The following is a 20,121-nucleotide window of genomic DNA, read 5'->3' on the forward strand; positions in this document are numbered from 1 at the left end:
ACGGCTCAAGTGCGGCAGATCACGATCTCTCAGCGGGATGCGAGGGCTCCGTTGTGCGCAGGCCCGAGGCGACCACCCGCTCGAGAGCGCGGAGGTCGTCCTCCATCAAGCGGTACAGCCAGTAGGCGACCACGAAAGCAACGATTATGAACATGGCGGGCACGCTGAGTCCGGTAATCACTTCCTGCACGTCCTCCGGCGACAAGAACGTCACCGCATACACGCCGGCCAGCGGGACCAGCGCCGCGATTGGCAGATAAATCATGCAGCGCTTACGCAGCCCCCGCAGCCTCCGCGCATCGTCGACGGTTGGCTGACCGTGTTTGAGGAACATCGGATAGATGCAGCGCAACAGATAAAAATTGAGAAGAAAGAACGGATAGAGGACTGCCAGCGCCCCATGAACGGAAAGAGAACTGAGAAAGTGCAGATACGCACCAGGCGGAAGCGTACCGCCGGACACTTCCAGGCCGATGGGGATGCTGAACGCGGCGGTGAGCCAGAACCCGAAGATCACCATTACGACGCGGTCCCCTAGCAACAGGGTATCCGCTCGCACATGCGCGAGAGTCTCTGGATCGTATTGCTTTCCCTTGCGAAGGCCCCGGGGAATAACCAGAAGCCGTCGGCCAAAGGTCAGTAGCAGCACAGCGCCGATCGGCCAGAGGATCCCATTTGTGAGCCCCACGGCTGTCCAGAAGGCGGCCTCCGTCGCGGCATCCGTTTTGCCGATGATGAGCGAGTGGTTGTGTGTGGTGTTGTACACCCCAGCGAGAGCATTCGGTGCGGCAATCGCAAGGAACGCGATCGGGAACAGCCAGCGCTCCATCCGGGCACGCCAGCTTCGCGGTGGCGGGTCGACGAGGTCGCGCGCATGTGGATCGAGGCAGAGCTCGAACTGCTGCGCGAGGATCGCGCCTGAGGACCAGCGGTCGTCACGGTCGCTCTCCAGGCACACACGCAGGACCCGCAGGAGCGTGGCCGGACAGTCAACCGGCACCGTCGCCTCAGCTTCCGGTGCAATTCCCTGTTCCCGCAGATCGAGCATATTGCCGAGCGCGACCTGCGTCTCCGCTGACAGCGACTCCTCTCCGAAAGGCCGCTTCCCGGTGAGCAGCTCCCACAGGACAACTCCGAGGGAGTAGATGTCGCTCCGGGTGTCGAGATCAGCCGGTGTCCGGCCATGTCCGGGATGGCATGCTTCGAGCTGTTCGGGCGACATGTAGGCGAGCGACCCGCCGAAGTAGGAGACGGGATTATCACCTGCGATCTCGTTGCTGAAGCTGATGTTGAAGTCAGCGAGCTTAGGGACACCGTCGGTGGTCAGGAGGATGTTCGCTGGCTTCACGTCCCGGTGCAGCACGCCGTGGTCGGCCGCATAATCGAGGGCGAGAGCAAGACATCTCCCCAGCCAGGCAACCGCTTCCGGCCAGGACATCGCGCTGATCATCATGCGCACAGGGGACTCGCTGGGACGGATCGCCGCCTTCTCAGCCAGAACGTCATCTATCGCGTCGAGCAGGAGTCGGCCCGTACGATCGTCCGGTGGAGTCGACCGGACACGCTGCAGAACGCCCTGCAACGTGCCGCCGGCAACATACTGCATGTACAGCAGCCGGGCATTGTGGCTGCGCAGCACCCGCTGGTCGAAAACGCGAACGATGTAATCGTGGTCAAGTTGCGCGAGCGTTTGAGGCTCTGTCCCGTGATCATGCGAGACCTTGACGGCCACAAGGCGCTGCATGGATCGCTGGCGTGCGAGGAAGACACGCGCGAAGGCGCCACTGCCGAGCGATAACAAAAGATCGAAGTCGTCGAGTTGCTGACCCACCTCGACGTCGTCGAGCGTGGGACGTGCGGCGCCCGGAGCCGTGGCCGCCCGGCTGCCCACAGATCGGTCACTCTTCGGAGGGCTCGCGGCGGTGCGAGTAGCAGACTCGTCGAGCCAGCCGGTGCCGGGCTGCGGTGCGGTTCGGTCGTCGGGAAGTTGCGTGTCTTCTCCGAGCATCTCCCCGAGCCGCACAGCATTTCCGGGATACCGCCGCTGATACTCACTGAGTGAAACGTTCTCTCCGGCTTGTCTGCGGACAGTGAACTCCACCGCGATCAGATCGGCAGGCAAGGGAGCGGATTGCAATTCTGGGAACTCCGCAACATACTCACTCAGCCGCTTTGGGTTATGGAACTCCAACCATCGAAAATGCAGATCGACCTTGATGAGTTCCATTAGCGAGAGCCGGCGCAACTCAGGAGATGTGGACACAAACCGGCGCAGCTCAGGTGGCTGGCCCTGAGACTCCCACTCGAGCGCAAAGCGCCGGGCTACATCCGCTGGTACAGAAAGCCCCTGCGTCACGCCCTGCGCTGCCCAGCTCAGGCCACTGCGGGACGCTGCCTCCGCTTCGGCCCGCGAACGACGTGATTCCTTCATCGTGCACCGACCGCCCAGTCGTCCTGGTATCACTACTCGCCCAGGATACGCCCGGTTCGTTACGGTTTAGGGCACTTGCGCGTCGCGCGCCTTCGCTTCAGCGGTATTGCAGGACATCCCGAACGTTGCGCCGGTGAGACCTGCGCAGCACCGGAAATCGGCGCAGTCCGAGCCGGACAACTGCCTGGGCATACCTCGGCTCGCTGGCTACCCGGTTCTGGTGATGCGGCCGCCCGCCGCACCGACCGGCTTCCCGGCTGATCACCGCCCGCTCCTCGACGTCCACCACAGGACACGTCGCCACATTCATCGACGTCGCAAACAGGAGCACAGCAGAAAGCGCCTCCCCGGCATGCAGCCACGACTCTGGGGTGTCTTCAGCCGTCGTGAGCACACACACGTCCGCGAAGTCGGGCTCTAGTCCCCAGTTGGAAAGCCGCGCCGAGCGGGTTGGCAGTCGTGCTGCTGAGGCGATGGCATCAACGCCCTGGTCATCGAGGACGGTAAGGGCGACACCACGCTGCTCGGCGAAACGCGCGAGTTGCCGCGGCACCGGTGAAAGTGGACCGAGTGACGCGAGCGGGCGGGTCTCAGTACGCCGGCTATCGAGCGCGAGGAACATCGCCAATTCGTCACCATCCCCACTCACAGAGCGAGAGAGCTGGATGGACGCTACAAGCAAGTGATTTCCGGGAACTGGAAACCGCGATACAGTGCTCTCCCAGCCGAGGCCTTTCATTGCGATGACGCCGTGGTGCAAAGCCGTCCCGCAGCTCACGAGAAGGAGCCTGCTGTCAGGGTCGACCACCCCAGACATCCGCTCAGGATCAGCGAAAAGGTGCAGGCGTGCGCCGTCGTAACGCCACTGCCATGGCTGCCGGTTCCAGACTGAAGGAGCGCGGCGCGCGCGGTTCAGGGCTTCACGCACCACTGCGAAATCGGGTGTTTCTGACTGACGCGCGGCAGCATTCAGCACTTTGTCCACTGGGCTGTAGCCCGGGGTGCTCGGTGGGGTGCTCATCGCCACTCCATTCGGTACGACTGGTCGCGGATATCGCGGATATCTCTGCCTCACCAGAATCGCTCTCGAAGGAGTGCTCACGTCACGGCCACAAGCCACGAATTGTGGACCCTTGGTCCCTGAACGGGAGGGACTTTGGTCAGCCGGCCTTCGCGATTGCGGGCGTGATCAATTGCTCGAGCTCTGCAATCACGCTATCCAGAGGCGTCACCGACCGCTCTGCGCGACACAGGATCACCGCGCCCTCGATGGATGAGATGATCATGGTGGCCAGGCTCTGCGCGCGGGCCTGGGCGACACCCTCCCCCACTAGCCCTTCGAGTAACGCTTCCTGCCATACCTGGAAGGTGTCGGCGACAACCTGGGCGTGCTGTTGTTCGTCCTCACCGCCACCGGCGATGACCGCGACGACTGGGCAACCGGCCTGGTAATCGCTCGATTGCAGAATCTGCGCCCAGAACGCGCGGATCCTGCGCAGCCCCTCGAGCGGTCCATCGGCGATCGACGACTCGATCAGTGCGCTGATGGCTCTGCTCGACCCCTCGAGCGCCTCCGCAATGATCTGATTTCGGCCTGCTGGAAAGTGGTAGTACACCGAGCCACGCGGCGCCTCACTTCGCGTGAGAATCGCATCAATCGTCACACCTGCAGACCCTCGTTCGCGCATCAGTTCGATCGCGCTGAAGACCATTCTGTCGCGGGTCTTCACGCGTGAGCCCTGCGCCGCAGCCATCTTCCACCTCCGCACTCGTGGCACACCGGACTGGCCACCGAAATTCAAGTCTATGTCATCCTGCATGTTCCGGCAGCACGGAAGGGGCCCGGCAGCGCATGACCACACACCCCCACCGCGCCCTGTGTTTACACATCGGATAGGTTCGTCAGGGAGTCGAGAGGAGGATCGTTGCGCCAGCGGTTGATGTTAGACGTCGATACTGGAATCGACGATTCACTCGCGCTCCTGTACCTCCTTGCAAGTCCAGAGGCAGATATTCGTGCCATCGCAGCCACGGGCGGCAACGTAGCCGCGCGGCAGGTCGCCACGAACAACCTCGCCTGGCTTGAACTTTGCGGCGCGCCGGATATCGAAGTTGCGCTCGGTTCGGATGTTCCCTTGACGGCGCCCATGCAGACGAGCGAGGAGACGCACGGGCCGCAGGGTGTCGGATACGCCGAACTGCCTGAGCCCACCCGGACCCTGTCCAGCCGCAGTGCGGCCGACGTCTGGGTGGATCTGGCACGTAAGCACGCGGGCCAGCTCGTCGGCGTCGTGACCGGTCCGCTGACAAACCTGGCGCTTGCCCTCGAGCAGGAGCCCGAACTTCCGTCGATGCTCAAACGTCTTGTCGTCATGGGCGGTGCGTTCAACCATCCGGGAAACACCACGCCCGTCGCAGAGTGGAACATCTCCGTCGATCCCGAGGCGGCAAAAATCGTTTTCGATGCGTTCGACGAGGGCACTTCGGCTGAGCCGCCGATCATCTGCGGGCTCAACCTCACCGAACGCATCATCCTGCGACCCGGCCACGTTGCTGAACTCGCGAAGGCAGCGGGCCTGCCGCCTGAGCGTATCGCCGCAGACGACCCCCTCGGCGAGCGCTCTCGCTGCCCGAACCCCGTGATACGACATCTCTCCGATGCTCTACGGTTCTACATGGAATTTCACCGGGCCTATGAGCAGGGGTTCATCGCGCACATCCACGATCCGTTCGCCGCTGCGGTGGCGCTCAACCCCCAGTGGGTGCGCACGCGCGCAGCGACCGTCGACGTCGAACTCGCCGGCACGCTGACCCGGGGTGCCACAGTGGCCGACTGGGTTGGGATGTGGGGCCGCGCCCCGAATGCGGACATCGCTGTGGCAACCGACCCTGAAGCGTTTATTCAGCACCTCATTGAGCGCGTGGGTGGTTACGCCGCCGCATTCAATGAGTCCAGTGGGGACTAAGCCGGGCAGCGGCAACCATCGCAGGAGCTTTGACCGCGCCGAAGAACTCGAACGCCGCTTCGCCCTGCCCGTCCTGATCGCGGCAATCGTGTCCGTTCCGGCGGTTTTTCTCACGCTGTTCGACGGCGCGGCAGCAACCACCGGCACAGTCCTGAACTGGCTATCGGCTGTGGTGATTCTCGGGGAGTCGCTGATCCTGCTTTTCGTCAGCGGCGACGCGATTCGCTGGGCGCGGCGACACTGGTGGACACTCGCCATCGCATTGGTCACGATCCCGGCAGTGTTGCTCACATTCGGGCCAGTACAGGTCCTCCGCGCCCTGATGTGGGTCGGTGCCATCCGATTGTTCCGGGTGGGCAGAATCATCAAAGCTGGACGCATCCTCAGCGAGCGGACCGAATTCGGCCAGCGGCGCACGAGGGCTCTCATTGGCGTGCTGACGGTTCTCGCCGCCGTATTCGTCTTCGTCGCGCTTGCTGACCCGGGAAGTGAGTCGCGGCAGATCGCGACGTGGACAGTCAGCCAAGTCGGCGTCATCCCCACCATAATCGCCGGTGTGCTGCTATTTTCCGCGACGGTCATCACGCTGCGATACCGCTCATCGCGACAGGACAGCGCGGAAACCGGTGATGGGGGCCAGGATGGTGCAACACCGGACAACCAAGACACCTGATAATCTCGACATCGCCGTCGGGGCAGCGGCGGCTGGCATATCCACTTTGAATCAGCACGATCAACGCAGGAGTGTGGAATGGCGGCCCCGGAGGCCTCTACGGGTGGGAACCTTCTGATACGGCATCGAATCTTCATCGGCCTTGGTGCTGCCCTCATTATCGCGACGTACCTGTCACTCGTGTACTGGCGGCCCGAAGGCCTCGCAGACGCCACGGGTGTACCCGCGCTCGCAGCTCTCGCCGGGAATACGCTTGGCGCGGCGCTGCTCCTCGCCGGTGTCGTGCACCGGCTGCCACTCACGACGGTGGTGCTTATTCCGAGCGCAATCGCAGTGAACATCGTGGTTGGCCAGATTACGTCGCTGCTGGGTATCCCCCTCTATCTCGATTCGATAGGCACCGTTCTGGTCGCAGCGCTCGCCGGTCCTGCCGCTGGGGTTGCAACTGGCGTACTGGGAAGCGTGGTCTGGGGGCTGACTCTTGCTCCCGTCGCGGCCGCCTTTGCGGTAGTGGCCGCACTGATTGGGGCTCTCGCCGGATTGCTCGCGCGAGCGGGATTGTTCCGCCGTTTCTATCTCGTCCCATTCGGCGGAGGGCTGACCGGAATTTGCGCGGCACTCATCGCAGCTCCGATCGCGGCTTTCGTCTTCGGCGGTGTCACCGGCGGAGGGGCTACTGCCGTAGTCGCTGCCTTGCGCGCGGTCGAGCTCTCGCTACTCGAGTCGACCACAATCCAGGGATTGCTCTTCGATCCCCTCGACAAAGCGATCACGTTTACGATGGTTGCGCTGATACTCGCCGCCTTGCCGCTGCGGATCACACAGCAGTTCACGTTTGCCGCGCAACACACGCTCAGTACGGCACAATAGGCAGCGGTGCGACTGTATTCCCCCGGGCGATCATGGCTCCATCGCAGAAACCCTTTGGCCAAACTAGTGGCGGTCATCTGCCTCGCGCTGCTTGTGTTCGCTGTTCCCGCATGGTGGTGGCTCGTTGTGCCACTCGGCGCCCTGCTTACGCTGTCGGTCACGGTGCACAACACGCGGCAGATCCTCAAATGGTGGGCTGGCCTGGTATTGCCTTTCGCGGTACTTTCCTTCCTGCTGCAGGGTTTGTTTTTTCCCGAGGGTGAAACCCTGCTCGCAGGGTTCGGTCCGGCACGGCTGACCGTGGAAGGGCTCGAGTTCGCTGCGCTCTATGCGCTGCGAATCGCAACGATCCTTGCGGCTTTCGTACTGTTCACCGCGACCACTGCGCCGTCGAGGCTAATGACGTCTTTGACGACCGCGGGCCTGAACCCCAAGATCAGCTACATGGTCACGTCAGGGATCGCGCTGATTCCCGCGCTGAATGATCGGGCACAGTCCGTGCTCGCCGCGCAGCGTGCCCGCGGGCTCCAAACGACGGGCAACCTCGCTCACCGCACTCGCGTGCTCCTTACAGTGGTCAAACCGGTTGTGTTCGGCGTGCTTGCCGACCTCGAACAACGGGCGTTCACGCTCGAACAGCGCGGTTTCGGTTCGCAGGTGCGGCCGACCGCGTATTCACCAGCACCGTTCTCGGCCGCCGAACGTGCATTCTGTGTTCTCGCGCCAATTGTCACGCTGACGTTCGTCCTCGTCCTGCTCACGGTGGGACGCTCATGATCACGATCTCGGACGTCAGCTACACGTATTTCGGCACGAATGATTTCGCGTTGCGGGACGTGTCCCTTAGTGTGCCGCGCAACAGCATTTGCGGCATCGTTGGCCCGAACGGAGCTGGCAAAACCACTCTCGCGAAGCTGATCGCTGGCTGGCGCGGCCCCGGCCAGTTCACCGGCTCCATTCAAGTCGGTGGCCGGAACATCCGCGAAGCGGGCGCTCTGCAGCGTTCGCGGCTTGTCGCGTTCGTCGGCGACAATCCACCTTTGCAGCTCACAGGCTTCACAGAATCAGTCGCCGAGGAAATCGCCTTCGGGCTCGCCAACCGTGGTGTGCCGCGTGAGCGCATGATTTCACGTGTCCGCGATGTCGCCGACCGGCTCGGCTTACGCGGGCTGCTCGACCGCGCTCCGCAGTCGCTGTCTGGCGGAGAGCAACAATGCGTCGCAATCGCGGCAACCCTCATCCAGCGCCCGCGTCTTCTTGTACTTGATGAGCCCACGACCATGCTCGATCCGCAAGGCACAGAACGGGTATGCGAAACGCTCCGTGACATTGCGGCGTCCGGCGTGACCGTCGTGATGGTCGAGCACCGAACCGAGGTTCTGCGCGAGTATGCCGACACGATCCACTTGCTCTCGGGGGGACAGCGCGTGATCTCGGGTCCGCCGCGTGCGGTCCTTGGGTCCCGACTCGCAGCCGCGACCGGGGCGGGGGTGACTCGGTTCACCGCGGCCGCATGGGAAGCCGCAATCGCACCCGATATGCCACCGGTCTCGCTGGACGATGCAGTGGCCGCCTTCGACGGTTTTCTTGCGCGTGAACCTCAACCCCCCATGGCAGTGCCATCGGATCCGGCCGAGCCAGCGCCACATCCGAAGAATGTCCCCGCTGTGGTCCTGCGCAACGTCCACGCCAGCTATCCGCGCGGCGTGCACGCACTTCGTGGCATCACACTAGAGGTCCCGCCAGGAAACCAGGTCGCGATCGTTGGGCGCAATGGTGCCGGCAAATCATCGCTCGCGCGAGTCCTCAGCGGGGCTTTGCTTCCGGACATCGGCTCAGTCTCAATCGGTGGCCGTCTCACGCGGGACACGCAACCTGAGATCCTCGCACGCTCCATCGGCTTTGTGTTCCAGAACCCTGACGATCAACTGTTCGCCCGGACCGTTCAGGACGAGGTCGCCTTCGGTCCACGGCAGCTCAGACGCACAGCCATAGACGAGCTTGTGAACGATGCGCTTGAGGCAACGAGACTAAGCGACAAACGAAACATTCACCCGCATGATCTGTCGCAAGCGGACCGCAAACTCCTCACCATCGCCAGTGTGCTGGCGATGAATACGCCGATTGTGGTGCTCGACGAACCAACAGTCGGCCTCGACGCGCGCGCCATCGGTCTCGTTGCCCGGATCATCGCGGAGCTGCGCGACGCCGGCCGGACCGTTATGACAATCACCCACGATCTCGATTTCGTCGCCGAGAACTGCGACCGGATCGTGTTGCTGGGCGGTGGGCGTGTTTCCGCGGACCGTACAACACGCAACATGTGCGCCAGTGAAATACTCAGCGACCTCTACGGGCGGCTGCCGCAACTCGCACAGCTTGCCCGCGCCCTCCAGTGGGGCTGGTGCCCCCTCACCCCCGCGGAGGTCGGCAGCGCATTTGGCGCCCGGCCAGCCTAATTCGGCCCGGCCTCAGCTATCGAACGCGTCGAGAATCTGCTGCGCGCCAAGCGCGGCGGTCAGCGTGCCCTCGCGGACCTGCTTCTCAACGTCACCGCGGATCGCTTTCACCTCGGGGCTATCCACCAGACGCTGGAGAATCTGGTCGTGCACCATGTTCCACGTCCACTCGACCTGCTGCCGACGGCGATTCTCGTCGAACACTCCGGCGTCTGTGAGCGTGCCTCGGTGCTTGAGAACCGTTTCCCAGAATCGCTCAATTCCGATGCCCTCGAGCGCACTCATTGTCAGCACCGGCGGCATCCACAGCGAGTCACGGGGATGAATCAGTCGCATGGCGCCCGCGAGTTCGCGAGCAGCACGTTTTGCGTCCTTCTCGAACGGGCCGTCCGCCTTGTTCACCGCGACTACATCGGCGAGTTCTAGTACACCTTTTTTGATGCCCTGCAGCTGGTCGCCCGTCCTGGCGAGTGTGAGAAAACAGAAGCAGTCGACCATGTTCGCGACCGCCACCTCAGACTGTCCGACACCAACGGTCTCCACGAGGATCACGTCGTAACCCGCTGCCTCAACCAGGATCATCGTCTCTCGTGTGGCCTTCGCGACGCCACCGAGTGTGCCCGCTGTCGGGGACGGACGGATGTAGGCATCACGTTCGAGCGACAGACGGGCCATCCGCGTCTTATCGCCGAGAATCGACCCACCGGTACGCGTCGATGAAGGGTCTACTGCCAGCACCGCGACCTTGTGACCCTGCTCGAGCAAATACATGCCGAGCGCGTCGATGAACGTGGATTTGCCCACACCAGGAACACCGGTTATGCCGACGCGGTAGGCACTGCCCGCGCCGGGCAGCAGTTTGAGCAGTATCTGCTGGGCAGCGTCACGATGGTCTTTGCGTGTCGATTCCACGAGCGTGATTGCCCGCGCGAGATCCGCGCGGCGGTTCTCCTGGACCGCCGTCGCGATCGCATCAGCATCCATCGTCAGGCGGTCTCACCTAGGTCGTGGCCGAGGCGGTCAGCGAGGGTACGCAGCAAGCCGGACGCGGCGTCAGCGATCACGGTTCCCGGCGGGAAGATCGCCGATGCACCAGCTGCGTAAAGCTCATCGAAATCACCGGGCGGGATCACACCGCCAACGACGATCATGATGTCGGGGCGGCCGGCCTCGGCGAGCGCGTCCCGCAGCGCAGGCACGAGGGTGAGGTGGCCGGCTGCCAGTGAGGAGACACCCACCACATGCACGTCGTTGTCGGCAGCTTGCTGTGCCACCTCATCGGGCGTCTGGAACAGGGGTCCCACGTCGACATCGAAACCGATATCGGCGAACGCCGTCGCGATGACTTTCTGGCCGCGATCGTGCCCGTCCTGGCCCATTTTCGCCACGAGAACGCGTGGGCGGCGACCTTCCTCCTCGGCGAAACGCTGAACGAGTTCGGTGGCTTTAGCGACGTTACTCACGGATCCCGCCTCGTCCTTGTAAACACCGCTGAGAGTGCGGATCTCGGCTTGATGACGGCCGTACACCTTCTCGAGTGCATCGGAGATTTCCCCCACTGTCGCTTTCGCACGCGCCGCGTCAATCGCGAGAGCAAGGAGATTATGCTCCAGGCCCGGCGCCGGATTGGCGGCGGCTTGAGTCAGCTTCTCAAGGGCTTCACGAACTGCCGTCGCGTCGCGGTCTGCGCGCAAACGCTCGAGCTTCTCGAGTTGTTCGCGCCGCACACGAGAATTCTCCACCTTGAGAACCTCGATCGGGTGGTCGTCGTCCACCTGATATTTATTGACGCCGATGACCGGCTGCCGGCCCGAATCAATGCGCGCCTGGGTGCGTGCCGCGGCTTCTTCAATTCGCAGCTTCGGTATGCCGTCGCTGATAGCTTGCGCCATGCCCCCGTGCTCGCGGACTTCGTCGATGTGAGCTCGTGCCCGTTTCACCAGTTCGTGAGTCAGGGTCTCGACGTAGTACGAGCCGCCCCAGGGATCGATGGGCCGAGTCGTTCCGGATTCCTGCTGCAACAGCAGCTGCGTGTTGCGCGCGATACGGGCGGAGAAGTCTGTGGGCAGCGCCAGCGCCTCGTCGAGCGCGTTCGTGTGCAGAGACTGCGTATGGCCCTGGGTGGCTGCCATTGCCTCGACACACGTGCGGGCGACGTTGTTGAACACGTCCTGAGCGGTCAATGACCAGCCTGACGTCTGCGAGTGCGTACGCAGCGAACACGATTTCGGGTTCTTCGGATCGAACGAACTGACCAGCTCGCTCCACAACAATCGTCCCGCGCGAAGCTTGGCGACCTCCATGAAAAAGTTCATACCAATGCCCCAGAAGAAGGACAGGCGGGGCGCAAACGCATCAATGTCGAGACCAGCTTCAAGGCCAGCCTTGATGTATTCGACACCGTCGGCGAGTGTGTATGCAAGCTCGAGATCTGCTGTCGCACCAGCTTCCTGGATGTGATAGCCCGAAATAGATATGGAGTTGAACTTCGGCATCTTCGTGCTTGTAAAGGAGAAGATGTCCGAAATGACACGCATCGACGATTTCGGGGGATAAATGTAGGTATTGCGGACCATGAATTCTTTGAGGATGTCGTTCTGAATGGTCCCAGACAGTTTCTCCGCTGGCACCCCCTGTTCCTCAGCTGCCACGACATAAAGCGCGAGGATCGGCAGAACCGCACCGTTCATGGTCATCGACACTGACACGGCGCCCAGGTCGATACCGTCGAACAACTGCCGCATGTCGAGAATCGAGTCAATCGCGACGCCTGCCATTCCGACGTCGCCCTGCACGCGCGGATGGTCGGAGTCATAACCCCGGTGCGTCGCGAGATCGAACGCCACAGAAAGGCCTTTCTGGCCTGCCGCAAGGTTGCGCCGATAGAACGCGTTCGATTCCGCGGCCGTCGAAAAGCCCGCGTACTGGCGGATCGTCCATGGCTGATTGACATACATGGTGGGGTAAGGCCCCCGGATGAACGGCGCCGCACCCGGAACGGTTTCGAGCGGGTAGCCCTCAGCAACGGTCCTGGCTCGGTCCGACGACGTGAACAGGGGCCGAACGTCGATGCCCTCTGGGGTGTGCCACACGACGTCTTCAACCGCGTAATTGTTCGCTTGTGCGGCTGCCGCCTCATGGGCACGCGCTTCCTCCTCAGTGGGAGGAGCCTGGTGGTCAGCTCCCGCGGCCACGAAGGGGATATCAGCGAAGCGCGGAATCTTCCGGTCCCGCTGCTGACCCGCTGTCTGCGTCCTGTCGGCTGATTCAGTGGTCACTGGACCCCCAGAGTGTCAAGCAGTTCCGCAAGAGCGGCGACCGCGTCAATTCCCGCCCCCAGATATGCATCAGGGCTCACATCCGTATTTTCGTCCGGGTACGCGGACTGAGGTCCCGCGAGCATCACGCTCGTCATGCCCGCTTCCCGCAGCGCACGCACCGCGTCCGGCGCCTCCTGGGCATAGCGTTTGTCGGTACCACAGATGACTGCCACCGTGGTTCCCGACTGCCGTGCGGCATCGGCAAGGCCGGACGACTCGACAGCGCCGGGGTTAACTGCCTCGATACCGCCCGATCCGAGCAGGTTCGCGATGAATGTCGTCCGGATGTTGTGCTCTGCCAGCGGACCCAGCGGCGCCAGAAACACTGTGGGACGCGATCCGTTTTCGGCAAGATGACGATCAGAACGATTCCTCAGCTTCTCGAACGGCTCGGCGTACCGAAAGACACGACCCGCGGGGAGGCGATCAGGCACTGTGCCGTCCGCGCCGACGGGCAGCGGCTTCTCCGCCGAGTCAGGAAACTCGTTCACACCGGTGAGCTTGATCTTCCGCCGGGAAATCTCCGTCTCGCGGTGTGCGCGGACCGCCTCGATCTTTCCGCGCAGCCAGCCCGACTCCACTACGGCGGAGTAGCCGCCCGCCGCGTCAATGCTCTGGAGCACAGCCCAGGCCGCGTGGGCAAGGTCGGAAGTGAGCTTCTCGACGTACCACGAGCCGCCCGCCGGGTCCAGAACCCTGCCGAGGTTCGATTCCTCGATGAGAAGCAACTGCGTATTACGCGCGATGCGCTGCGAAAAGCTGTCCGCCACGCCCAGGGCACCAGCGGGCAGTGCCGCGTCGAACGGCAGCACCGTTACCGTGTCCGCACCACCAACACCGGCTCCGAAGGCCGCCACAGTGGTGCGCAGCATATTCACCCAGGGGTCACGCTGGGTCATCATCGCCGATGATGTCACCGCGTGCTGCGGAGCGGCGCCCGCGTCGCGAGCCTCAAATACATCAGCGACCCGCGCCCACACCTGCCGGGCAGCGCGGAACTTAGCGGTGCTCTGGAATTGGTCATCAGTGGCGGCGAAACGGAACTCGATCTGACCCAGTGCGTGGTCAATGCTGAGGCCAGCTTCGAGCATCGCCTCCACATACTCAACGCCCGCAGCACACGCCGCACCGATTTCTTGCGCGTCGCTGCTGCCCGCGTCATGGAAGACAGTCGCATCGACCATCAGCGCGCGGATCGTCTCCTCGCGATTCACCGCCGTCGCTGCCAGCCTGACCGCGCCCGGCAGGTCGACACCCGGGCTGTGATCGTTCGCGAAGAGCGTTGTAAGTGGCGCGGCGCCGAGTCCAATCGAAACACGAGAACGGTCAGTGACGCCGTCACCCTCACGTGCTCGTGCATCGAGCAGGGCAAGCACCGCGTTAGCTGCCACCCCGGCCTGATCGCCAGCGTCCAACGTGAGTGGAGCGAGATCGAGCAGCACGCCTTTGAGTGCACGATCGATCGCTTCGACGGGCAGGTTGTCGCCGCCCACTGCCAGCCACAACGCAGAGGTGCCGCTCTCAAGCGCGGCAAGGATGCTCTCGTTGACGGCCTCCGGATCCCGTTCGTTTACCCCGAACCGCGCCATGACAGACCAGCCACGGTTCACGTCGCGCAGGGGGTCACCACCGCGAGTGAAGGGGAACTGGCCTGGCAGCGGCTGCTCGGGTACGACATCCGCGCTCGTATAGAGGGGGCGGATCGTGACGCCGTCCTCGGTTCTGATAGCCAGGAGATCTTCCGGACGTTCACCCAGTTCGTCCGGACTCACTCGGCGCGATTTCGCCAGCACGCCCGCGACTGACCGGCGCCACGCCTCGATATCGGGGCCCACACCCGGCTCAGCTTCCACTGTTCGGTCGACCGTCATTCGAATGAGTTTAGTGTGCGACATGAACCGTCAGTGCCCCGCCTCCCAACAACGCGGCGGCAGAGATGCACGTCACACTACAAAAGCCGCAGGCTCTATGTGACATTTGCCCGCTTTGTTTCTCCGCCGGAAAAAAGCACCGTAGTCTTTTCATTCGTGACTATCGACCCGCCCATTGCGCCCCCAAGCACATCTCGGGGAATCCGGCGCGCCGCTTCCGTAGTTACGGAGTCTCTGACCGCGGCCGCGTCGAAGACCGCGCGGTCGGCGCGTTCACTCTCCCGCACACGGCTTCTCGGTGCACTCATACTGATTGTCGCCTGCGCGGTCGTCCTCGTCTGGGTTCCGATACCGACTGTGACTGAGTTGCGTGAGTGGGCGGCCGAATTTGGGCCGGTCTTCCCGATCCTTTTCTTCGTGGCAAACGTGCTAATCACTCTGTTCCCCATCCCCCGCACCATGTTCACGGTGACCGGTGGCCTGCTATTCGGCGTCGTTCCGGGCATCGTGATCGCGATCGGAGCGGGGACGCTCAGCGCCGTGATCGCGCTTCTGCTCGTCCGCGTACTCGGGCGGGATTTCGTCCACGCCCGGATCACCGCACCGACCTTCCACGAGGTCAACGCGCGCCTGGCGCGGCGCGGGTGGCTGGCCGTCGCGTCGCTGCGACTGATCGCGCCAATTCCGTTCTCCGTCGTCAACTATTGCTGCGCCCTGTCGTCAGTCCGGGTCTTCCCCTTCGCGGTTGCGACGTTCTTCGGCATGATGCCCGGCACTGTGGGCGTTATCCTCCTCGCCGACGCAGTTACCGGCGAGACCGATCCGCGGCTGGCCCTGCTTTCCGGCGCCCTGCTGGGCATCGGCGTCATCGGCCTCATCGCGGACAGCAAACTCGGGGCGCGTGAAGCACTGCACCTTCAGCCACACGACCCAGTCGGCGACGCGGCGCACTAAGATCAAGTCGGGAGTATTGACTTAATCAGCGGGAGGCATCGCCTTGTTCGTTATGACAGTCGACCAGCGGCACAGCCGCCGCGACATTGACCGAGTCGACGCTGTCCTGACTGAACTCAATCAGAAGGTGCTGGTTCGCCCGTTCGAACGCACAGCCGGAGATGAACTGCAGGGCGTTATCGACGGAGCTGATGCCGCGGTCGAAGCAGCACTAGGCCTCATCCGTGATGGCCACTGGAGCATCGGGATCGGAATCGGCACGGTACGCGAACCCCTGCCGCAAGCAACACGCGCCGGCCATGGGCCCGCCTTCGAAGCGGCTCGTGACGCTGTCACTCGAGCCAAGAACTCCCTCGCGGGCATCGCGGTGACAGGGCCCGTCCCGGAAACGGCAGCGCGAGCGGAGACCGCACTCGCCCTGCTCGGGATCCTTGTATCACGTCGCTCCCAGCAGGGGCACGAAGCGGTGGCACTGATGGCGCAAGGCATGACCCAAGCGGAAGCCGCCGCACAGCTAGGAGTCAGCAAACAAGCAGTCTCACAGCGCCTGGCCGCCGCCGCGTGGCACGTCGAGCGCCCCGCGCGCGACCTCGCGAGATACCTCCTGGAGGTTGCGGACAGAGGAAGCGAGGACTAGTGATAGCGCTCGCAATCGCGTTCCTTGTGCTCGCCCTCATCATCGCGCTCATCCCTCCTGCCGCCCAATTGCCGCAGCGCGCCGAACTGCCAGCGTGGGTACACGCAGGATCAGCACTGCTCGCCCTGGGGGCCGCGGCCCTAGCAGGAGCGGTTGCCACAGAACCCGCACCAGCCGTGCAGGTTGCCGTACTTGTCATCGCCGTTGCCGTCGCTGCGGTCGGCGGCTCACCGGTGGTCCTCGGCGCATTCAGCCTGGCCCACCGGGAGGCCGCACGCGAAAGACGGAGCCACCACCTCCCGCCGCAGCGGGAGAACCGCGACTCGGGCAATTCTGCTGGGGAAGACGCGGAACCCAGCACCGCGACCGAGGACGAGTTCGACACCCCGGGGCCACTCCGTGGCGGGTTCACAATCGGGATTCTTGAACGCGTGGCCGTCGCTGTCTCAATCCTCACCGCGTGGCCACAAGGAATTGCAATCGTCATGGCCGTCAAGGGCCTCGCTCGTTATCCGGAACTCCGAAATCCCGATGCCTCGGAACAATTCATCATCGGCACTGCGACAAGTGTTCTTTGGGCTGCGGCTGCGAGCGGCACGGCATACCTCATCGTCACCTGAGATCTCGTCAATCTCATCGGACCGTGATCATCGCAGGAGTAACGTCGTAGCTGGACCGGCGAGGGTATCGCGCGGCTGCACAAAGCACTCGGAGAGTCGGCGAAAGCGAGAATCCATGACCGCACCGAACAGTCTCGGCGGGCGAGAATCGAATCGAGCACTTCCGTCTCATGTGCACATCCTGGTCGCTGGCGCCGGCTTCTCTGGCCTCGGTGCCGCAATTCAGCTCAGTCAATCAGGCATGAACGACTACGTGGTCGTTGAGAAAGCCGCTGACGTTGGAGGGACGTGGGAGGCCAATTCGTATCCGGGTTGCGCCTGCGATGTGCCCTCGGTGCTGTACTCCTATTCATTTGCGCAGAACCCTCACTGGAGCGCCACATTCTCGCCGCAGCCCGAGATTTACGCCTACTTGCAGCGCATGGCGCGCGAGTTCGGCGTGATGCCGAAAGTCCACCTGCGCACCGAATTGCTCGACGCCTACTGGGACGATGCAGCGAAACGCTGGCAGATCACCACCGACCGCGGTTCGGTCAGCGCCACAATCTTCATTAACGCCACGGGCCCACTCTCTGATGTGGCAATCCCCGAGATCCCGGGGCAAGAAGCGTTCACCGGCAACGCTTTTCATTCTGCCCGGTGGGACCACGAGTACGACATCGCCGGTAAACGGGTAGCCATCATCGGCACCGGCGCCTCCGCGATTCAGTTCGTTCCGGAGATCCAGCCACTGGTCGAACACTTTGTACTGTTCCAGCGCACCGCGCCGTGGATCCTGCCGCGTCGCGACCGGACGTACACCAAGCTCGAGAAACGAATGTTCCGCCACGTACCGCTGATGCAGCGCCTAGCGCGATATATCACCTACTGGTACAGAGAAAGCTACGTTATTGGCTTCACCCAGATACGGTCCGCCCTCCGCATTGCCGAAGCCGTCGGACGATACAACATCCGGCGCCAGATCAAAGATCGGGAACTCCGCAAGAAGGTAGCCCCGACCTTCCAGCTCGGCTGCAAACGTGTCCTTATGTCCAACACGTATTACCGGGCTCTAGACCAGGGCAACGCGGACGTTAACACAACGGGAATCGAACGGATCACTGAAAACTCGGTGATTGCCAAAGATGGCACAGAGTATCCCGTCGATTGCATAATCTACGGAACCGGCTTCCACGTCAGCGACGCCGCTATCGCGAAGAACGTGAAAGGGCGATCTGGCCGCACACTCGATGAGGTTTGGAAAGGTAGCCCAGAAGCGTACCTCGGGATTACCGTCGCTGACTTCCCCAACTATTTTCACATGGTGGGCCCTAACACCGGACTTGGCCACAGCTCGATCGTTTTCATCATCGAATCGCAATTGCGCTATATCCTCGATGCCATCGCGCAACTCGACAAAAGAAAACTCGTCGCGATTGAACCCATGCCGCAAGCCCAGCGAGAATGGGTCGACTTTGTTCAGGAGAAGTCGCAGGGCACCGTGTGGCTGGCGGGCGGGTGCAATAGCTGGTACATCGATGACAAAGGCCGAAACACAACTTTGTGGCCTGGCTTCACTTTCACCTACCGGAAGCTGACAGCCAAAGCTGATCCGGAACACCACATTGCGGTGGCCGACGTGTAAGCAAAAATAGTGAAGCTTTTACCCTCCTCACGGGGGCAAAAGCTTCACTATTGGCTTGCTCTGGCGCTACCTACTCCTGTGGTGCTGAACTCGGTGGAATCATGCCCGGCACGCCACCGGACAGCTCCGACAAGCCTATCTCGACTGGCTTTTGCGCTTCTGCCTCGGCGGCCTGGACGGCCGCGGTGATCGCCGGATCGGTACTGATATCGAACCAGTCCTCAATGTCGTCGGGATCGTCCTCCGGACGTGGGAGGTCGCTGTCCGGTTCGCTCGGTTCGAACCGGAATACCCCGTCCTGTCCTGGCGCGCCAAGCTGCTTCGCGAAGCCCTGCAGCGCAGCGTTGTAGTCACTGGGAACGACCCAGACCTTGTTCGCATCGCCCTTAGCCATCTCAGGCAGGGTCTGCAGGTACCGGTAGGCAAGCAGCTCTGGCGTTGGCCGGCCTTTTTTGATGGCGGCAAAGGTTTTTTCGATCGCCTTGGCCTCACCCTGAGCCCTCAGGTACGCAGCCGCCCTGTCGCCCCGCGCCCGCAGAATCGCGGATTGCCGTTCACCCTCGGCATCGAGAATCGTCGCCTGCTTCGCACCCTCTGCCTGCAGGATCCGGCTCTGCTTTTCACCTTCAGCTGAGCGGATCGCGGACTCCCGCTGCCCCTCAGCTGTCAGAATCATCGCCCGCTTCTCGCGATCCGCCTTCATCTGCTTTTCCATCGATTCCTGCACCGACGGCGGCGGGTCAATCGAGCGGAGTTCCACGCCACCGATCTTCAGGCCCCAGTTGGAGGTTTTCTCATCCAATGCGCCACTGAGCTGCTGGTTGATCGCATCGCGAGATGTCAGCGTCTGTTCGAGCGTCATGCCACCCACTACGTTACGCAGCGTGGTTACCGTCAGCTGCTCAACACCGCCGATGTAGTTGTTGATGCCATACACCGCAGCTCTCGGCTCCGTCACGCGGAAATAGACAACCGTATCGATCATCAGCCGCAAATTATCTTTCGTGATCGCGGCTTGCGGCGGAAAAGAGACCACTTGCTCGCGCGTATCTACGCGGGACCGAACCCGATCAGCGAATGGGATGAGAAAGTTAAGTCCAGATACTGTTCGCGTGTATTTGCCGAAGCGCTCAATGACCGCCGCCTCCGCCTGAGGAATCAGCACCACCGACTTCGCGAGTATCACAACGGCGAGCAGTATGAGAACTGCGACAACGACGAGAACTTCCATCAGAGCTGCCTCCAAACGATGGCTGTCGAGCCATCTATATGTGCCACGGTCACCGATGTCCCCTCAGGGTACTTTTCCGTAGTGTCGAGTGCGCGTGCTGTCCAGAGCTCCCCCATGAGCTTGATCTGGCCCTGTTCGCCGGTAATCTCTCGCGTGACGATCGCGGTACGGCCTTCCAGTTCCGCCACGGTCCCCTCGATCGCCGGTTTGGTATGAAGCTTCCTCAACAGGATCGGCCGCACACCGACAAGCAGCGCTATCGACATCACCAAGAAGAAGAGCGCGTCCACCCAGACCGGGAAATCGAAAATCCAGCTGAATCCTGCTGTCGCGAGTGCCGAACCGGCGAGCATCAGCAGAAAGAACTCACCGACTAGAAGCTCAGCGACAGCAAGAAGCACTGCGCCTACAAACCACAGAATCGCTGCCACGCCTCCATCTAAGTCGCGTTTACCGATTCCGGCA

General features: G+C 62.6%; 17 protein-coding genes. 9 read left to right on the forward strand and 8 right to left on the reverse strand.

Annotated features, from left to right (window positions below; translation table 11 throughout):
• Nucleotides 1–19: 19 nt before the first annotated feature.
• The 3 genes from FHU29_RS21150 to FHU29_RS21160 form a co-directional block, all read right to left on the reverse strand.
• Nucleotides 20–2,431 carry a serine/threonine-protein kinase gene (locus FHU29_RS21150; protein WP_083962109.1) on the reverse strand — a complete coding sequence of 804 codons (2,412 nt, stop codon included), beginning with the start codon at nt 2,429–2,431 and terminating at the stop codon, nt 20–22.
• A gap of 97 nt (nt 2,432–2,528) precedes the next feature.
• On the reverse strand, nt 2,529–3,452 hold the full coding sequence (locus FHU29_RS21155; protein ID WP_064438830.1) for a nitroreductase family protein: 924 nt from the start codon (nt 3,450–3,452) through the stop codon (nt 2,529–2,531).
• A 139-nt stretch (nt 3,453–3,591) separates the two neighbouring features.
• Nucleotides 3,592–4,185: a TetR/AcrR family transcriptional regulator gene (locus FHU29_RS21160; RefSeq protein WP_064438829.1), complete on the reverse strand. Its 594-nt coding sequence runs from the start codon at nt 4,183–4,185 to the stop codon at nt 3,592–3,594.
• A 186-nt stretch (nt 4,186–4,371) separates the two neighbouring features.
• On the opposite strand from FHU29_RS21160, the gene FHU29_RS21165 reads away from it, so the two are divergent.
• From FHU29_RS21165 to FHU29_RS21185, 5 genes are all read left to right on the forward strand, one after another.
• Nucleotides 4,372–5,397: a nucleoside hydrolase gene (locus tag FHU29_RS21165; RefSeq protein ID WP_064438828.1), complete on the forward strand. Its 1,026-nt coding sequence runs from the start codon at nt 4,372–4,374 to the stop codon at nt 5,395–5,397.
• Entirely contained in the window at nt 5,387–6,070 is a 684-nt protein-coding gene (locus FHU29_RS21170; protein WP_083962108.1) for a hypothetical protein, read from the forward strand. Before FHU29_RS21165 ends, FHU29_RS21170 begins: the two co-directional genes overlap by 11 nt.
• 78 nt (nt 6,071–6,148) lie before the next feature.
• On the forward strand, nt 6,149–6,940 hold the full coding sequence (locus FHU29_RS21175) for a hypothetical protein (RefSeq protein ID WP_064438826.1): 792 nt from the start codon (nt 6,149–6,151) through the stop codon (nt 6,938–6,940).
• A gap of 6 nt (nt 6,941–6,946) precedes the next feature.
• Nucleotides 6,947–7,717, forward strand: a complete 771-nt coding sequence (locus FHU29_RS21180) for an energy-coupling factor transporter transmembrane component T family protein (protein ID WP_083962107.1) — start codon at nt 6,947–6,949, stop codon at nt 7,715–7,717.
• Nucleotides 7,714–9,399, forward strand: coding sequence for an ABC transporter ATP-binding protein (locus FHU29_RS21185; protein WP_064438824.1), 1,686 nt, complete (start codon nt 7,714–7,716; stop codon nt 9,397–9,399). Before FHU29_RS21180 ends, FHU29_RS21185 begins: the two co-directional genes overlap by 4 nt.
• Nucleotides 9,400–9,411: 12 nt before the next feature.
• Here FHU29_RS21185 and meaB read toward each other — a convergent pair whose 3' ends face one another.
• Genes meaB through FHU29_RS21200 form a run of 3 tightly spaced genes read right to left on the reverse strand, consistent with a single transcriptional unit; the run spans nt 9,412 to nt 14,590 of the window.
• On the reverse strand, nt 9,412–10,383 hold the full coding sequence (gene meaB / locus FHU29_RS21190) for a methylmalonyl Co-A mutase-associated GTPase MeaB (RefSeq protein WP_064438823.1): 972 nt from the start codon (nt 10,381–10,383) through the stop codon (nt 9,412–9,414).
• 2 nt (nt 10,384–10,385) lie between these two features.
• Complete coding sequence (gene scpA / locus FHU29_RS21195; protein WP_064439100.1) at nt 10,386–12,620, reverse strand: methylmalonyl-CoA mutase; 2,235 nt, start codon at nt 12,618–12,620, stop codon at nt 10,386–10,388.
• Between the two features lie 53 nt (nt 12,621–12,673).
• Nucleotides 12,674–14,590 (reverse strand): methylmalonyl-CoA mutase family protein, encoded by a 1,917-nt coding sequence (locus FHU29_RS21200; RefSeq protein ID WP_064439101.1) that lies wholly within the window; start codon nt 14,588–14,590, stop codon nt 12,674–12,676.
• A gap of 156 nt (nt 14,591–14,746) precedes the next feature.
• On the opposite strand from FHU29_RS21200, the gene FHU29_RS21205 reads away from it, so the two are divergent.
• The 4 genes from FHU29_RS21205 to FHU29_RS21220 all read left to right on the forward strand — a co-directional run bounded on the left by FHU29_RS21205 (nt 14,747) and on the right by FHU29_RS21220 (nt 18,425).
• The gene (locus tag FHU29_RS21205; protein ID WP_232322858.1) at nt 14,747–15,544 is read left to right on the forward strand and encodes a TVP38/TMEM64 family protein; all 798 of its coding nucleotides are present in this window, start codon (nt 14,747–14,749) and stop codon (nt 15,542–15,544) included.
• 43 nt (nt 15,545–15,587) lie between these two features.
• Nucleotides 15,588–16,181, forward strand: a complete 594-nt coding sequence (locus FHU29_RS21210; protein ID WP_064438822.1) for a hypothetical protein — start codon at nt 15,588–15,590, stop codon at nt 16,179–16,181.
• Nucleotides 16,181–16,801, forward strand: coding sequence for a hypothetical protein (locus FHU29_RS21215; RefSeq protein ID WP_083962106.1), 621 nt, complete (start codon nt 16,181–16,183; stop codon nt 16,799–16,801). Before FHU29_RS21210 ends, FHU29_RS21215 begins: the two co-directional genes overlap by 1 nt.
• A 115-nt stretch (nt 16,802–16,916) precedes the next feature.
• Nucleotides 16,917–18,425, forward strand: coding sequence for a flavin-containing monooxygenase (locus FHU29_RS21220; RefSeq protein ID WP_064438821.1), 1,509 nt, complete (start codon nt 16,917–16,919; stop codon nt 18,423–18,425).
• Between the two features lie 70 nt (nt 18,426–18,495).
• On the opposite strand, the gene FHU29_RS21225 is transcribed toward FHU29_RS21220, so the two are convergent.
• On the reverse strand, nt 18,496–19,656 hold the full coding sequence (locus tag FHU29_RS21225; RefSeq protein WP_064438820.1) for an SPFH domain-containing protein: 1,161 nt from the start codon (nt 19,654–19,656) through the stop codon (nt 18,496–18,498).
• Nucleotides 19,656–20,087 (reverse strand): NfeD family protein, encoded by a 432-nt coding sequence (locus FHU29_RS21230; protein ID WP_064438819.1) that lies wholly within the window; start codon nt 20,085–20,087, stop codon nt 19,656–19,658. Before FHU29_RS21230 ends, FHU29_RS21225 begins: the two co-directional genes overlap by 1 nt.
• Between the last annotated feature and the right edge of the window lie 34 nt (nt 20,088–20,121).

It is taken from the genome of Hoyosella altamirensis (assembly GCF_014191505.1).
Lineage (GTDB): Bacteria > Actinomycetota > Actinomycetes > Mycobacteriales > Mycobacteriaceae > Hoyosella > Hoyosella altamirensis.